Origin of the sequence: Listeria monocytogenes (assembly GCF_013282665.1) — a bacterium.
Lineage (GTDB): Bacteria > Bacillota > Bacilli > Lactobacillales > Listeriaceae > Listeria > Listeria monocytogenes_C.
In genome coordinates, this window is the sequence record NZ_CP054041.1 from 2,230,070 (window position 1) to 2,245,238 (window position 15,169).

At 31.0% G+C, this 15,169-nt stretch carries 17 protein-coding genes and 1 pseudogene; 15 read left to right on the top strand and 3 right to left on the bottom strand.

All coding sequences use genetic code 11. The annotated features are described in order from the left end of the window. Nucleotides 1-335 precede the first annotated feature (335 nt). From HRK21_RS11225 to HRK21_RS11295, 15 genes and pseudogenes are all read left to right on the top strand, one after another. Nucleotides 336-1,493 (top strand): Hachiman antiphage defense system protein HamA, encoded by a 1,158-nt coding sequence (locus HRK21_RS11225; RefSeq protein WP_077952774.1) that lies wholly within the window; start codon nucleotides 336-338, stop codon nucleotides 1,491-1,493. Next, nucleotides 1,480-3,570, top strand: coding sequence for a DEAD/DEAH box helicase (locus HRK21_RS11230; RefSeq protein WP_070006889.1), 2,091 nt, complete (start codon nucleotides 1,480-1,482; stop codon nucleotides 3,568-3,570). The genes HRK21_RS11225 and HRK21_RS11230 overlap by 14 nt, the downstream gene beginning before the upstream one ends. 445 nt (nucleotides 3,571-4,015) lie before the next feature. Continuing rightward, the gene (locus HRK21_RS11235) at nucleotides 4,016-4,300 is read left to right on the top strand and encodes a DUF3130 family protein (RefSeq protein WP_070006890.1); all 285 of its coding nucleotides are present in this window, start codon (nucleotides 4,016-4,018) and stop codon (nucleotides 4,298-4,300) included. After that, a complete protein-coding gene (locus HRK21_RS11240) occupies nucleotides 4,301-4,657 on the top strand; it encodes a hypothetical protein (RefSeq protein ID WP_070006891.1) in 357 nt (118 codons plus the stop codon). It begins immediately after the preceding gene. Next, nucleotides 4,654-6,054, top strand: coding sequence for a T7SS effector LXG polymorphic toxin (locus HRK21_RS11245; RefSeq protein WP_070006892.1), 1,401 nt, complete (start codon nucleotides 4,654-4,656; stop codon nucleotides 6,052-6,054). The genes HRK21_RS11240 and HRK21_RS11245 overlap by 4 nt, the downstream gene beginning before the upstream one ends. Nucleotides 6,055-6,071: 17 nt before the next feature. Then, nucleotides 6,072-6,545: a hypothetical protein gene (locus HRK21_RS11250; protein ID WP_070006893.1), complete on the top strand. Its 474-nt coding sequence runs from the start codon at nucleotides 6,072-6,074 to the stop codon at nucleotides 6,543-6,545. Then, complete coding sequence (locus tag HRK21_RS11255; RefSeq protein WP_070006894.1) at nucleotides 6,535-6,972, top strand: hypothetical protein; 438 nt, start codon at nucleotides 6,535-6,537, stop codon at nucleotides 6,970-6,972. Before HRK21_RS11250 ends, HRK21_RS11255 begins: the two co-directional genes overlap by 11 nt. Before the next feature lie 42 nt (nucleotides 6,973-7,014). Then, nucleotides 7,015-7,383: a hypothetical protein gene (locus HRK21_RS11260; protein WP_070006896.1), complete on the top strand. Its 369-nt coding sequence runs from the start codon at nucleotides 7,015-7,017 to the stop codon at nucleotides 7,381-7,383. A 36-nt stretch (nucleotides 7,384-7,419) separates the two neighbouring features. Then, complete coding sequence (locus tag HRK21_RS11265) at nucleotides 7,420-7,836, top strand: hypothetical protein (RefSeq protein WP_070006899.1); 417 nt, start codon at nucleotides 7,420-7,422, stop codon at nucleotides 7,834-7,836. Between the two features lie 877 nt (nucleotides 7,837-8,713). Then, nucleotides 8,714-9,364 carry a GNAT family N-acetyltransferase gene (locus tag HRK21_RS11270; RefSeq protein WP_070006901.1) on the top strand — a complete coding sequence of 217 codons (651 nt, stop codon included), beginning with the start codon at nucleotides 8,714-8,716 and terminating at the stop codon, nucleotides 9,362-9,364. A gap of 817 nt (nucleotides 9,365-10,181) precedes the next feature. Next, nucleotides 10,182-10,517 carry a hypothetical protein gene (locus tag HRK21_RS11275; RefSeq protein ID WP_070006903.1) on the top strand — a complete coding sequence of 112 codons (336 nt, stop codon included), beginning with the start codon at nucleotides 10,182-10,184 and terminating at the stop codon, nucleotides 10,515-10,517. 201 nt (nucleotides 10,518-10,718) lie between these two features. Continuing rightward, a complete protein-coding gene (locus HRK21_RS11280) occupies nucleotides 10,719-11,021 on the top strand; it encodes a hypothetical protein (RefSeq protein WP_070006905.1) in 303 nt (100 codons plus the stop codon). A gap of 139 nt (nucleotides 11,022-11,160) precedes the next feature. Further along, on the top strand, nucleotides 11,161-11,694 hold the full coding sequence (locus HRK21_RS11285) for a hypothetical protein (RefSeq protein WP_070006907.1): 534 nt from the start codon (nucleotides 11,161-11,163) through the stop codon (nucleotides 11,692-11,694). 27 nt (nucleotides 11,695-11,721) lie between these two features. Continuing rightward, nucleotides 11,722-12,175, top strand: a pseudogene (locus HRK21_RS11290) (GNAT family N-acetyltransferase). After that, complete coding sequence (locus tag HRK21_RS11295; RefSeq protein WP_070006911.1) at nucleotides 12,165-12,620, top strand: MepB family protein; 456 nt, start codon at nucleotides 12,165-12,167, stop codon at nucleotides 12,618-12,620. Before HRK21_RS11290 ends, HRK21_RS11295 begins: the two are co-directional and overlap by 11 nt. Nucleotides 12,621-12,633: 13 nt before the next feature. On the opposite strand, the gene HRK21_RS11300 is transcribed toward HRK21_RS11295, so the two are convergent. The 3 genes from HRK21_RS11300 to HRK21_RS11310 are packed head-to-tail and all read right to left on the bottom strand — an operon-like array spanning nucleotide 12,634 to nucleotide 14,941. After that, entirely contained in the window at nucleotides 12,634-13,656 is a 1,023-nt protein-coding gene (locus HRK21_RS11300) for an alpha/beta hydrolase family protein (RefSeq protein WP_070783955.1), read from the bottom strand. Further along, nucleotides 13,629-14,225, bottom strand: a complete 597-nt coding sequence (locus HRK21_RS11305; protein WP_070006915.1) for a GNAT family N-acetyltransferase — start codon at nucleotides 14,223-14,225, stop codon at nucleotides 13,629-13,631. Before HRK21_RS11305 ends, HRK21_RS11300 begins: the two co-directional genes overlap by 28 nt. Continuing rightward, nucleotides 14,222-14,941, bottom strand: coding sequence for a MerR family transcriptional regulator (locus tag HRK21_RS11310; protein WP_070006917.1), 720 nt, complete (start codon nucleotides 14,939-14,941; stop codon nucleotides 14,222-14,224). The genes HRK21_RS11305 and HRK21_RS11310 overlap by 4 nt, the downstream gene beginning before the upstream one ends. Nucleotides 14,942-15,169 lie beyond the last annotated feature (228 nt).

A 15,169-nucleotide genomic window follows, 5' to 3' on the forward strand; every position in this document is an offset into this window, starting at 1 on the left:
TATATAGTATATCGCCAAGTGTTAATCGCTCAGAGATCACTTAGAAATTTTTTCATTGGGCTACGCAAGATAACATGAAAGCGTCTTAAAGTAGGGTTTTTAATTTTATAATCAGCTGCTAATTTAAATACTGTTCGCTGATAAAAAAGTTTATCCTTTTATTATATTGTGCTCCAATATAATATAAAACATATATATAACATTTAATAGTCTTTCATTCAGTAGACTTGAACAAACGTTATTTTTATGGATTAATAAGCTAGTAAAAATTTTTGTTTAGAATATTTTGTGATAAAATGAACTAAAGAGAAATATTTTAAAAATAAGGAGATTGAATGAAAATGAAAGTGTTGATGCATTATACAATTTCGGAATATGTTTATAATTTATTTGAAAGCTCTGGAGAAATCACATATTCAGAGCGTGTTAAAGAGGTTGAATATTTTTATAGTACTTATAGTAGAAACCATGAAAATTTATTTTTTATTATTGCTTATACCAATAATTTAAAGGTTAAATACAGTGTAGGTAAAATTACTTATAAAAACAACAGATTTTTTTTCAATAAAGTTAGAAGTGAAATATCGAATATTCTTATAGAAGAATTAGGAATTAAAGATAATAATACCTATGAAAAAGATTATTATTATAAAGTATTACATATTGATGACGATATAGCATTTAGAAATAAGAAATTGGATCAAATCTCTAGTAAAATAAAACTTAAGTATTTTAGCTGGAGAGAATTAACTGCAAAGAACGAGATTTTATTCAAAAAAATTTCAAATTTAATTTTCGATAAAGGAAATATTATAAATTTAGCTACCACATATACTCCTGATGCAGCCTATGATGAAAGGCTAATTGTAAAGAAATGCTTTAGTGCATTAAAAAATTTGGGATTTATAAAAAAAGGGGGAATAGATACCACGCACACTATTTTACAGGGAGATATAGGAGAATTTCTAATGCATAGTTTGGTGAGTGAATTTCTTGAAAGTAACAGTGATAAATATATTTATCCTAAACTTATATTTAAAACAAACCCTACTATGGCTGTCTATGGTAATGATGGCTCTATCTATATACCTGAAAAAAAAGAAATATATTATTTAGAAGCTAAGTTTTATAATAGTTTAACTGAAGCATTAAATAGAGCTGTAGACTCGCTGGAAAAACATAATGATGACTTATATGAAGATCTAAATTATAGTGCTGAATTGTTTAGAAATATTAAAACTAATAGAACTCATGAATTAATTGAAATAACTGACGATGTAACAGAAAAATTAATTATTTTTTTAATATGCGCTGATACATATCAAGAAGCAAAAGTAAAAAAGATAATTGAAAAAAACTGTAAAGTTAAAAAACTGAAAGAGAAATTTGAAGTACTAATATTTGTTTTACCTATTTTAGATAAAGAAAATTTTCTGAAATTCTTTCAAATACAGTCTGAACTAGAAGGAGAAAAATATTATGACTTTAAATGAAGAGAAATATTTAGATATTAAAATGGATGAGTTTAGAAAAGTGGTTTTAAGAAAAGTATATGATAAAGAAACTATTCATGATGCTGTATTAGGAATTTCAGATTTAGATATTTATTCAAAGAGTGATAGTTTTTTTTCTAAATTGAACCAAGCGAATAGGCAATCTTTCATCAATCAAAATATTATCTTAACTAGCGAACAAGAAAAATGCTTAGAGTTACTCCAAAAAGGAAATCTCTTTATAAGTGCTCCCACTAGTTTTGGAAAAACGTTTATCGCTTTAGAGTATATTAAGCGTAATAGTTCAAAAATTGATGACGTGGTTTTTGTTGTACCTACTATTGCATTAATGAATGAATTAAGAGAAAAATGCTTTACTTACTTTGGTAAAAGCTATACGTTGATTACCTCTGATGCAGAGTTAAAACAATATTATGATACTACAAAAAAAATAATAATAGTTGTTCCAGAAAGAATTAACACAAGCTTATTTCAGCAATATTTAAATAATAAAAGAATTGATTTGTTAATTTATGATGAAATATATAAACTTAATTCAGAAAATACGGTTAGTAAGCGCAACAAACGAAAAAGCAATGAAGATAGTAGATTAATTAAAATGAATTATATATATAAGTATTTACTTAGTAGAGCAGATAAAATTTTATTACTTGGCCCTTTCATAAGAAGTGTTAGTTTTGCTAAATCTAATATACAGATTGAAAAATTTATAACAAATTTAAATCTAGTATACAATGAAGTAGAATATACGCCCGAGTTAGTAAACTACTTAGGAAATCATGAGGATAAAAGATTTGTTTATTTTAAATCTCCCCAAAGCATAAAACAATTTTTAGAAAATAATAATAATGGGTATTTAGCATATAGAAGTGGAGATAACGAAATAATTGAGTGGATATCAGAAAATATACACCCAAAATGGTATTACGTTGAGTATTTAAAACAAGGCGTTGGAATTCATCATGGGGAAACACCTATATTTCTAAGAAAGTACATAGAAAATGAATTTTCACGTTTAGATGGATGTATACATACTATCCTATGTACAAGCACTCTAATTGAAGGTATAAATACACCTACTAATCAATTGGTAATAGTAGATACTCCTAGAAATGTATTTGAATTGAATAATCTTATAGGGAGAGTGGGAAGACTAAATATAGAAAATCCTATAAGAGGAAAAGTTTTTATAACAAAACAAAGTACACTTGATATGTATAATCCAAATGATTGGATAGATTTAAATATTGTATTTGAAAGTTTAGAAATAAGTACTACTAATGTTGAAGATGAATGTTTATATTTAGATAAGGAATTAACACAAGAGGCGAAAAATAGCGTGGATAGTTTATCTAATGAACTTAATGAAAAATTTAATATTAATTATCACGAAATAATAGAAGCTGGTATTGAATTTAGAATACTTGATAGATTTATTAAGTGTTATGATACTATAACGTCCCATAACAAAGAGTTTGATGTAATTCGTGACCTCAAATATAAAATATTGAAAGAAAATAACTACTTGAGGGGTGTGAAATTAGATAAATATTCATTTTTTGATTCGAAAAATAAAGAAAGATATCTTTCTTTTGATCCTGTGTATTATTTACTTACTTCTGGTAAAGGAATGAAGCAAGTAATTACTAAGTTTACTAAAAGTTATAAAGAACATACTAGTGAAGATATTAATTTATTTATTGACACATTATTCCAAATCGATAAATTCATAAAATTTAAAATGATGAAAATGATAGCTATTTATGAATTGTTTGATAAAAAAAATTTATTTAGTAGGGATAGAAATAGAGCGTTTATACAAAGTATTAACATGATAAAATCATATTCTGATTCGGAAGATGGATATGAAAGGATTTTAACTGATTTAGGATTCCCGAAAGAAGATATAAATTTAATTAGCAATGAAATTGATAATTATAATGAAATAAAGGGAACCGAAAAAAAACTGCTTAAGTTATATAGAAACGGAAAGGTATTTAATCAATTGTCACCTTTTGGCAAAAATATTATTAATAAAATAAAAGATCGTGTTTAATTTTTTACTGATGTTAATTATCTAAAATAATTGGAAATAAGTATGCTGCAATTGTAAATCTGATTTCGAAACAGAATGAACGACAGATATAACAATATTGGCTAGTATAATGGAAACAATGATTAAGAGAATACCTATATTGGCGAGTCTTATGATTTTTTGATAATGATCTACTTGTGAAGTAAGTGGGGGAGAAGACATATCTAATTCTTCATTTTGAAAAGACATTGGATGGACTAGATTTTTATAAAAAACAACAATTAAAAAAACACTTTCGTTAGATTCATGTAAAATAGAACTAACGAGGGTGTTTTTTTGCTAAAATATTAAATCTTCTAGGGTTAAATTTAGCTTTATATTTCAATGCTACTAAATGACAGCTCAAGTAAATACCATTATACTAGAACCATGATACAAACTTCACATACAGAAAGGGAAAACAACCATGACAAAAATTCGTATTAATAAAGAAAAAATGAATAATCATGCTACAACCCTAGGTGAGAGTGCGGGAAAGTTAGATTACTATCCTCTGAAAAATGGAAACATGAGCTATACGCAAACTAATTCTATCCAGCTTTTTCGAGAATCATTACTTGAACTACTTGAAGGTATCGAAAATTTAGGATTTGTTGCGCAAGATGATGCTACTCGAATCAAGCAAATGGGAGAAGCTTTTGCAAAACAAGATAAATCCATCAGCCAGAAGATGAATTTGGAGGTGCGTTAAGTGGATAAACGTACCCAAGAATTAGGTGAAATAAAAAAAGAAATGAAGCGAGAAGATGACGCTCTATGCGCTATTAAAAATAAAATTAGACATTTAGAGGATGTGGAAGAAGATGTTCATCAAGCTAGACGTGAAATGGATGACATCCTTTATCATATGAAAGAAGTTTGGCGAGGAGAACACGCAGAGGATAATTTTTGGCAAATAGAAGACGAGGTAAATCATTACAACCGGAAAACTGCTTGCATGACTAACGATATTCAAACCGAACTAAATAATGAGCAAAAAAAGCATCGACAAAATCTCCACGCGCTCGAAACTAAACAACAGGATATCACAAAGGAGATGCGTTTATGACTCGAATAGATATTGCTGAAGTAAACCATTTTTCACATGAATTAAAAATAGCCAATCAACAGGCTAAAACACAAATTACAGCAATCCAAAATGCTATCACTGCTTATTTGCAAGATGATTCGCTCTCTGGAGAAGCAATTAGTGCGTCTAAAGGATATTATGCAGCGACTTATTTACCGCTTTGTGCTTCTATCAAACAAGCACTACATGTCAGCGAGGAATCTTTAAGGAAATATATTACCGACTTTCACAGTCAAGTAGATAGTTCTCCAAGTGCAAAAATTGATGCAGAAGGTCTGTATGAATTGGATCAGAAAATAAATCGTTTAGAAAATAAATTAGAACACATTCAATTAGAATTAAGTTCGATGACAGCAGTTTCTAGGCAGGGCGAAATTAATGCGCTTCAAACGCAAATATTTGCCAGTTATAAAAAAGAACAACTTTTAGAAAAATTTCTTGATTTTGAACGTACTCATAGTCATTTTTTTCAAGAATTAAGTGACTTAGCTCAAGCAATCAATCGTGGTGTGCGTGATATTCAGTCGAACATTTCTTTTAATAGCCAAACTGGGATGTACAAAGTAGATAAATTAAATGCTTCAAATTTTGAACGACTTGTGGATTTATACGCTTCTCAAAAAGCAATAGATGACAAAGTAAAAGCTATGGAAGATATTGGAATGCTTCCATATATTCCAGAGGGAAATCGTGCCGGATATGTTACGACTAATGGCAAACTAAATACGGAAGCCACATTAGATTTAGTTAATCAACAGATGATTTATTGGCAAAATGAAACCGGTATGCGCGAGTTGTTTGGCGTTGGAGCTTTTTATCGCGCAGTTTATGGTTTGGATGCAGTTACTGCTGAAAGAATCGGTGGTGGACAGAGGCTAGTAGATGGCTCAACTGTGTTTTTTCAATATGTAGGAGCTTTTGGAGTGAGTGGCTTTTATGCTGAGTTTGGACAAGTGGAAAAATTAAAATATATAACTACCACTGGAGTTAAACTAAAAGGAAACCCATGGGAGACTACAACTGTTTTAGGCACATATACCGAAGATACTCGAAATATACTAACTGAGCTTGGAAATAAGAAAAGCGTGAACTTCGGAATGAAAAAAGGAAAGCTAAATTTATTGAATACTCCTGACGAGTTTTATATAACTCCTTTGCAATTTTGGGATGAATATAATCAACCTTGGTTAGATGAGGTTATTAAAAGAAGAGATCCTGTAAAAATTGCTACAAGTCCCATAAATGATAACTTATATAGATTTAATGAAAAAACTTTTGAACAGGAATTGACTGGTTTTGGTAAAGAATATTTTTATTTAAAAGAACATGGTTATGAATTTGATTCTAAAACATCTGAAATGAAATATAAAAAATAACAAAGTTGGTGAAATTAATGGAGTTTAAGCACGAAGTAGAGAATAACTTTGCGAATATAATTCAAGAATATCGATTTAACTTAATTAAAGTAAATGAAGACGAAATAATGTTATTACATCCTAATTATGCTCTAACTATTTGGAAAAGTAGAGAAGGTATTGATATTTATTACCTGTTTCTTCATAGCTTAGAAAAAGTGAAAATAACCAATTTCTTATTTTCAAATTATGAAAAAGATTTGTTAGCCGATATAACTCCTGCAAATAATTTGACCGACCAAATTTCTAACAGCTTACTTATTCATGCGAGAGGTTTAAGTAAATATTTCCCTGAATTGTTATCTGGTCAAAATGACTGGGTAAAGGAGTTTAAAGAGAATAAGTTTTATAATGAGCCGAGAGCTATTAACAAAGACGAGTATTCAGCCTACCAAACTATTATAAAAAATATCAGTGGTAAAAAAATTGAAGGATTTCAAAATGAAATATGAAGCTGATTTTATAAATAGATTCAAATCATTAATAGAAGAATTCCAGTTAAATTATAAAGTTATATCTGAAGAGGAGCTAGCAATTTTTGGTTCTAATTTTGCGCTTGTTTTTTTAATTCATTTTGATGAAGTTTCTTTGAATTATGTATGCCGTGATAAAGATAATTCACTTGTTAGTTATGATGTATGGTCTTATTTTTTGCATGTCTTTGATGATAAAGATAGGAATAATTTGCCAAAATATAATTCAGTGCAGGAACGGGTTGATATTTCGTTTTTAATACTTGCAAGAGGTCTTCCGCGTCATTGGAGCAGCGTACTTAATGGAGATGATAAATGGTTGGAAGATTATAAGCAATATGAATTATCCGGTGTTCCTAGAGAAGTAATCGGGGACTTGAAGAATAGTTTGAGTTTATATATTTGACCAAGAAAAGTTGAGAATGTAACAGCAAAGAGGAGTTCAAGCATGAAATTAGACGATAATGCAAAAGAAATAATCCTTAAAAAAAGTGAATTTCTACTCCATAATAATTTTAAATTAATAGAAATAACGGACACTACTATCACATTTTCAAACAAGAAAATTGCTTTTGTCATCGGTTATGAAAGATATGATAATGTAAGTAATATTAATATAAAGTTTTTGGGAGAAAATGAGATGTTTAATCTTGGGTGGATTGCTTTTGTAAGAAGAAATCAGATACCGCTCCCTCAGAATAAATTAGATAATATATTAGAGTTACTTGATTATGCTGAAAAAAATTATGCTAAAGTTATTAACTTACAATTTTGCCAAGAAAGTAGAGGAATGGTAGAAGACTTCTTGAAAGAATAATAACTGGAATTATAGTAAAAAAAGGACTGTGATCAATTGGATTTTCACAAAGAAGTTGAAAAAATATTCAAAGGATATGAGCAAAATTATCAATTAAAGCTAACTAAAATAGATAATAATGAAGTTGCTTTCATCGGAAAAAATTATGCTTTAGGTATAGGCTGGAGCACGGACGGGATTGATTTGCATTATTTCAAACTAGATAATTCGACGCTCTGTAAATTTAGTTTGGATAATTTATTGAATGCAAAGTTAACTCAAATCGAACGAGAAGTGCTACTTCCCAGTACGGCAATTTACGAGAAAATAATGAATGAATTAATAATCTGCGAAAGAGGATTCAATAATCATTTTCAAGAATTATTAATGGGTCAAACATTAAGTGACTATGGTAATAAAGAATTTGTTTCGAATTTGGAGAAGAGTATTATTGGACGTGAACTGTTGACGTGATAATACTCCTTTAATAAGAAAACGGTATTATTTACCTAAATTATTATCTGGTCAAAAGACTGGAAAGAAAATTTTAAAGAGAACAAGTTTTAAAATGGGCCGATAGCTATTAATGAGGATGAGTTGTAGTTAGAAAACAAGCAATTAGGAAAAATCCAGCAATTAATTAAATATTTAGTGTTAGTCAAGACTTGTTAACTTTCATGGGATTCAAACAAAGCTATTAAAATACTCTAACGCCTAGCAATTTATTCTTATGTTAAATAAAAAGTTATGTCATCCAAGACTTGAGACAAAACCATTTTAAATACAGGATTTTATAAGAAATAAGTACTCATCAACGTTTGAGTTTGTTACAATTAGTAACTAAGAGATGATGAACAGTCTTGAGCCAAGAAATGAAATAGAAAGTATTATTATAGAGCATAATATTGATCGAAAAACTTTTTTTGAAGTTGATAAAATTTATATACAAATAGAAAATAAAATAATCTCTAAATTTATCAATCTGGAAGATGGTTTTGATTTTAATTTGCCTCGAGGGTAACTTAAGATATAATCATAAATTAAGATGTATTGGAATCAGTTACCAAAAAAATGATTGGTGGGAATGGTTTAAATTAGCTCCAATCATTGTAGAACAAACAGCACCAGTATATATTGTTTTTACGGGCGATTATGTTACTTGGTCAATAACAGATTGTTCTTTTCTATAGCTAAAATGTTCCTTCTGAATACATATACATCTATTGCCAGTACTAGTTTGCTAATTAATTATCCATTATTTATGCTGAAAAAAGTGAATAAGAAAGAATTTCTGATTGTGTTAATGCTCTTGTGAAATACTGATATATTAGAGAAAAGAGAGGAATTTAAAATGAATATAAAAATAAGAAATGAACAACCTAGTGACTATAGAAAAGTGGAAGAGATAACCAGAGAGGCTTTCTGGAACTTATATTGTCCTGGTTGTAATGAGCATTTTATCGTGCATAATCTTAGAAAACACGAGGATTTTATTGAAGAATTAGCATTTGTTATAATGGTTGATGATGAAATAATTGGTAGCATACATTATTCTAAATCTAAAATAATAGCTAAGGATGGGAATGAATATGAAGCAATAACGTTTGGACCAGTAAGCATTTTGCCAAAATTACATAGGCAAGGATTTGGTCGATTATTAATTGCACATTCAATACAAGCGGCAAGAAATTTAGGTTATAAATCTATTATTATTGGAGGGTATCCGTACCACTATGAAACGTATGGTTTTGTGGGGGCTAAAAAATATGGTTTATCTTTGCCGGATGGGAATTTTTATACTGGTATAATGGCATTACCTCTTGAAGAGGGAGCTCTTGATGGAATAAGTGGCATGGTTTACTTTAGTGAAGCAATGGAACCTGATGAAACACGGCTAGCAGACTTCGATAAAACATTTCCTTATAAAGAAAAGAAAATACAAGATAGTCAACTCCAATTTGAACGAACAATAAGTCAGCTAGATACAAAGAATTATAATTGACAGAGTACATTATATGAAAGAACAGAAAATGCTCTGAAATAGATAAATTAGGTGAAAAATTAGAAAAGCTAAACTACTAGTCTTAAAACATGACAATATGAGTAATACGCAAACTAAGTTATGTAATAGGAAAGAAAGTATTCTCAAACAAAATAAAATAATCTAGCAAAAAACCTGTCTTTTAAATCAAAAGGTGATATGGAATCATTGCTTGATTTGATCAAGATTTTGTATATAAATAATAATTATGAAGAGGCGCTTTTGTGTTGCTGACTAACGAACGACGTAGAATTTGCTAGTGATTTTGATGTTGGGACATTTATTCATAGGATTTGGATGTTTGAAAAGCAAATACTTGTGCATTTTAGAAAAAAGAAGTGGCCGAAGAAATTGCTACTAAAAATGACTTTGAACAATATAACTGGAGTTCCAGTGGAAGAAGCAGAAGAAATATTTAGACAATATCCAGGAGAGTTACAGCAAACGAAAAAGTATGGAGTTTCATTGTAATTGCAGATGTCTCATGTATTTGTAGCTAACTAATATCGGAGTGGCCGTCGATTTAATTAAAGAGAATAACCAAAACGCCTTTTTATATCACAAATAATAATGTAAAATGAAAACATGGGAAATTCAATTACGAGAGGAGAAAAGAAAATCAATCATACACAAAAGGGCAAAATTGATTTCACTTTCTTTATGTTTATGCTTTAAAACCTTTAACAATTCAAAAACATCATGGGATTTTTGTGTTTCAAACAACAACGTATAAACAGCAGTGTAATCCAGCATACTAATTTTAAAGAAGCGTAACTTTATGAACGAATTTCCAGTTGTATTTGAACCAGAATTTATGACAATTTATTTACTTGTTATCATAGGTATATTTTCTACAACATTGGCTTTATCGCTTGAAAAATATAAGTTCTCTTTAGCGGGGAAAGCGTTGATTGGGATGTGTATTATATCCCTGTTCGTATTATTTGTTTATGTATGGGGGGGGATTTCTTCAGAAACAAACGAATTAATTTTTAGCCCTATTGGTATTCTTAGTGTATTGCTCTTTACTACACATCCATATATTTTCCTAATACTTGCAATCATGCTCGGTGGGGAAAAGAAACCGCCACATGTGCCCAAACCTAAAAAATAAACTATCTAAGTCGGCGGGATGGGAAGATGGTTTTCCTCTAGGATTGTGAGAACGGTATAATCAGCTAGCTGAATCAGTGGAAGAGTAAGCTTGATTCGGTATTATTCAAAAAGGAATTTAAAGTCGAAAATCGTTTGATAGGTTTTCGGTTTTTTTATTATTGGTGCTTTGAAAATATTAAAGCAGATTAGGAGGAATAATATGAAGTCGCAGCAGAGCTTTATGGTAGAGGTTACCTTTTACTCTAATGCAAGAAAAACGGTTCCGGAAGCGGGGTATCGGCCGCATTTTGTGATGGAGTTGGATGAGGATCGGGAATATTTAGGAGTTGAAATTTATGATATAGAAGTGGATACGCTGGATTCGACGGGGTATGCAATGTGTTCTTTTTTATATGAACAAGAGGGCGTTGGTTATAGTAAGATTCAGCCAAATAAGTCTTTTATGGTTATGGAGGGCGCGAGTGTAGTTGGGAGAGGGAAGATAGTGTCATTTCATTTGTAAATGACAGTTAAATTGATTTATGCATTTTACACAGTATAATTAAACTATAAGAAGAGGTTTTTCGGTGTAGATAGCAAATATTAGTGACTATAAAAAAAATCAGGTTATAACAAGCATACACCATTACGGAGGAGGGGAAATGTTGATTCCATCATATTTGAAAAACACAGCTAAAAAGCTAAGTATCAATGATTTCCTTAATGTAGAAATTGAAACAATAAATAAAGAGGAAACTTTTGAGATTTTATATTGTGGAACGCTTAAAAAAATAGATGGTGATCAGTTAATTACTAGTGAAGCATATGAAATCCCATTAAAAATTATAGCGAAAAGCACTTTATCTGGGAAAGAAATTTTGCTTTATGATGGTGCATATTATGGGTATGATAGTATGTTTTGCGATGAGTTTGATACAGAAGTTAGGCAAAATAGAGAATTAAAAAAATATCCTATAAATAATTTATCTAACATTCGTTTATCTATTGGAATTGGCATTGATTATGAAACGGAAAAAGAAGATTATGAATTTGATGAAAACGGGCATGTCGTTTTAATTGATGGTAGGCATATACCATGGGAACAAGTAAAAACGGATGGTTTTGATTTTATAGAAATAACGGCAACAGATGAAAATGGGGAGTCTTTATTAATCTTGACCGAAGAACTTGCATAAATAAAAAATAAATAGGAAGTTGAAAAAATGATACTTATAAATAAACGAGCGAAAAAACAAGATTACCAGACAATTTTAGCGATTTGGGAAAAGTCAGTTATTGAAACGCATAATTTTTTAACTGCGGAAGATAGGCAGTTTTACAAAGAACAAATTCCTTTGTTTCTAGATAATGTGGAACTGTTCTTATGGTTCGCTGGTGAAGAGGTTGTTGGTTTTAGTGGGACGAGCGAGCGGGAACTAGATATGTTGTTTCTGGATCCGGTAGCCACGGGTAATGGTTATGGGAGTCAGATTCTGGGTTGGCTAATAGAAAATAAGCGGATAAACCTGGTGGATGTGAATGAACAAAATGAAAATGCAACGAGATTTTATTTGAAGCATGGATTTGTGGTTTCTTCTAGAAGTGACGCGGACGGTTTTAGGAAGCCTTATCCAATTCTTCATTTGCAACTGAAGGGAGAGAGTTAATGGAGTATGAACAGCTGTTACAAAGCGAACTTGGTGAACTTGAAATAATTCGGGAAGAACTACAAAACAAAGAATATCGAGGAATGATTGTAAAAACGGCTAAAGATGGCACAATGACTCGTACGCGTTTGGCGAAGAAAACAGATAAAAAAGCAGGGTACTTTGTTGCTTTTTGGGAGAAAGATGAATTGGGTAAGAATTGTCCTTTTGATGAGAATGATAATGCTGATTTTTTAAGCATTGTTGTTATGGATGATGATTTGAACGGTATATTTGTTTTTCCAAGGCAGTGTTTAATTGAAAAGGGAATTTTAACTAGTGAAGCTGGTATTGGAAAAATGGCTGCTAGATTTTATCCATCGTGGTATCAGAATTTAAATAAAACAGCGAAAAAAACACAAGTTTGGCAACAGGCGTATTTTAGAAATTATTCTATAAGAAAAGAAGACCATTAATTGGGTCTTCTTTTTATTGTTTAGAAACTACTTGCTCGCAGTAATCTAGGTAAGCGCCATTTACTAAAAAATATTTTGGAATCATTAACCCAACAATATTGGTGAGCAAATCTGAATTAGCGATGGCAGGATTAATCATTTGATGCGAGACATTTGGGATGGTTTGGATTTCTAGTTTTTCTTTTTTGATTTGTTGGGTGTAAACATCTTTTGTTTCTGCTGAATCAACATTTTTATCTTTTTCAGCTAAGACGAGATAGATTTTTGCTTTTATTTTTGAAAGGTCTAGGGTGGCATCTTGGTTCATGTTTTTGCGGATAAAGTTGTAGCGATCCGGGGTCATTTTTTCTTTGCCGCCATTTTGTTTGTAGCTTTCGTAGGTGTTATTTTTAGAAATAAGGGCGCTGTCGGTGAGAAAATTTTGTTGTGCTTGCTTGACTTCTTTAGTTGTTTTACCAGCGTCTTTCGCTTGCCAGCTGGTGTTATATTCTCCTTGACGCATCCAGTTGATAGCAGGGGCGGCAAGGATTGAGAAAGCAATCTCATTATTTGCATTCATTGCTTTTGGGATTACCCAGCCGGCTTGACTAGCGCCCCATAAGCCGATTTTGGCGGTGCTATCAGGATACTTCACTTTCATCCAATCAATCACTTGGTTGACTTCGTTTGCGCGGTCATCCATGGACTGATTTAGCCAATTGCCTGAGGATTTACCAACGCCTAATTTATCCCAAGAAACAGATATATATCCTTGTTGGGCAAAGCGTTCCATTAGCGGTTTATAGCCACCGTTTTGAGTTGCTTCTTGTGCCCCGTCACCATGAACAAACACAATAATGCCTTTTGGTTTCTCGTGTTTTGGAGTTGTCACGACCGCAGAAAGTTTTCCACCAGTAGTTGGGATTGCGACGCTTGTTTCGTTCATTTCGAAATTGTTTCCGATGAAAAGAATCGCTACTAATATGACGATGATTGCACTCATTATGATAGTTATTTTTTTCCAACGTTTCATTGTATCCACTCCATTTTTTGCCATTTTTTGATACCGGTGAGTACTCCCATCAATGTGCTATTTTCTTTTTGAATCACTTGGAAACCTAAAGCTCTATACAGCTTGCAAGCGCGATTATTGTTCTTGGCAACGTATAGAGTAATCTGTTCATCATGAAAAGTTTCTAGGCAATGAGAAATTAGCATTTTTCCAATGCCTTGACCACGAAAATTTGGCGAAACGGTTATAAAATCAATATATCGTTCATTTTGAACAGGTTTGTGTGATAGAAGACTGAGTAAGAAAATCAATTTGAGGCACTGTGAAAATGATAAAAATTTTCTTAGTGCTTGATATAGTTTTTGATGAGAGTCACTCTTGCTCGTTACAAACATGCAACCGCAAACTAGCTTATCTTGTATTGCAATTAGTAGGTTTTCGTCTTGTTCTGTGTAAATGTAATGGCAAAAAGCGTATATAATGTCATGTACTTCTGTTTCTTTGAATAGCGTTTTTGTGAACTTTGATTTGAACCCTGCGACAACTAAAGAAGCTACTTCTTCAACGATACTTTCTTTTTCAAATGAATCGATGTTTTTAATGGAAAGGATCATAACGGCACTTCCATTGTGTAAACCATTGCGTCCGGATAGGCGAGTGAAGGGTAGATGTTTTCGTATAATATCATGCTTGTTGTAGGATATTTTAATTCTTCTAAAAATAGTTGGATTTGCGTTTCAATAGTTGCTTCATCTTTGGTAATAAAAGATTTACGAGCATATTCGCCAGCCGGAAAAGTATAATCACTCCTTTTTTTAATGCTCTTAAGGCAGATTACACCAGTGTTTTGCTTGCAGAAAATGTAAAAAGGTTCCTCTAAATCCGGTAGATTGTGTTTTGCGGCTTGGGAGTAGTTGATAGTGTTTTTATCAACTATTTGGTTAGGAACTTTTTTAAAATAACGGTCTTCTTTAGCTACAAACGTGATTTCATTTAAACGCATTTCTTTTTGCGAATGAATGATTTTCTGAATCGTTTTCTGAATTCCTACTAATTCTTCTATTTGTTGTTGCAAATCTTGTTCAGCCTGCTCTAACATGGGAGTCACTTTTTCACCAAGCAAACTTTCTTTTATTTCTTGAATAGAAAAGCCAATTTTTCTAAAAAGAATAATTTGATATAAACGGTAAATATCTGTTTCTTCAAAATAATAATAGCCATTTTCAGGATTTCGTTTGGGAACTAGAATACCTTCATCAATATAATGACGGATTTTATATTTAGATATTTGAAAAAGTTGCGCGATTTCGCCACTGGAAAGAGTATGCATCTGAATACCTCCTTGTGATTTAGTTTTAGTATAAACTATGTGGTTACCACGCAGTCAAATAAAAGTATAAAAAAATAACGCTGAAAACAAATGAAATATGTTTTCAACGTTATTTTTTAAAATAAACTTATTGATAATATAAAGCGTATAAAAAACCATAAAGATAGTACAAAAAACACCAGATTTATTACTTTTATTTCTTTGGGATGTGTTTTATTATAATCAAAA

Coding starts and splice junctions, on each gene's coding strand:
- HRK21_RS11225 (WP_077952774.1), top strand. CDS start 336: ATGAAAATGAAAGTGTTGATGCATTATACAATTTCGGAATATGTTTAT.
- HRK21_RS11230 (WP_070006889.1), top strand. CDS start 1,480: ATGACTTTAAATGAAGAGAAATATTTAGATATTAAAATGGATGAGTTT.
- HRK21_RS11235 (WP_070006890.1), top strand. CDS start 4,016: ATGACAAAAATTCGTATTAATAAAGAAAAAATGAATAATCATGCTACA.
- HRK21_RS11245 (WP_070006892.1), top strand. CDS start 4,654: ATGACTCGAATAGATATTGCTGAAGTAAACCATTTTTCACATGAATTA.
- HRK21_RS11250 (WP_070006893.1), top strand. CDS start 6,072: ATGGAGTTTAAGCACGAAGTAGAGAATAACTTTGCGAATATAATTCAA.
- HRK21_RS11255 (WP_070006894.1), top strand. CDS start 6,535: ATGAAATATGAAGCTGATTTTATAAATAGATTCAAATCATTAATAGAA.
- HRK21_RS11260 (WP_070006896.1), top strand. CDS start 7,015: ATGAAATTAGACGATAATGCAAAAGAAATAATCCTTAAAAAAAGTGAA.
- HRK21_RS11270 (WP_070006901.1), top strand. CDS start 8,714: ATGAATATAAAAATAAGAAATGAACAACCTAGTGACTATAGAAAAGTG.
- HRK21_RS11275 (WP_070006903.1), top strand. CDS start 10,182: ATGAACGAATTTCCAGTTGTATTTGAACCAGAATTTATGACAATTTAT.
- HRK21_RS11280 (WP_070006905.1), top strand. CDS start 10,719: ATGAAGTCGCAGCAGAGCTTTATGGTAGAGGTTACCTTTTACTCTAAT.
- HRK21_RS11285 (WP_070006907.1), top strand. CDS start 11,161: ATGTTGATTCCATCATATTTGAAAAACACAGCTAAAAAGCTAAGTATC.
- HRK21_RS11295 (WP_070006911.1), top strand. CDS start 12,165: ATGGAGTATGAACAGCTGTTACAAAGCGAACTTGGTGAACTTGAAATA.
- HRK21_RS11300 (WP_070783955.1), bottom strand. CDS start 13,656: ATGGCAAAAAATGGAGTGGATACAATGAAACGTTGGAAAAAAATAACT.
- HRK21_RS11305 (WP_070006915.1), bottom strand. CDS start 14,225: ATGATCCTTTCCATTAAAAACATCGATTCATTTGAAAAAGAAAGTATC.
- HRK21_RS11310 (WP_070006917.1), bottom strand. CDS start 14,941: ATGCATACTCTTTCCAGTGGCGAAATCGCGCAACTTTTTCAAATATCT.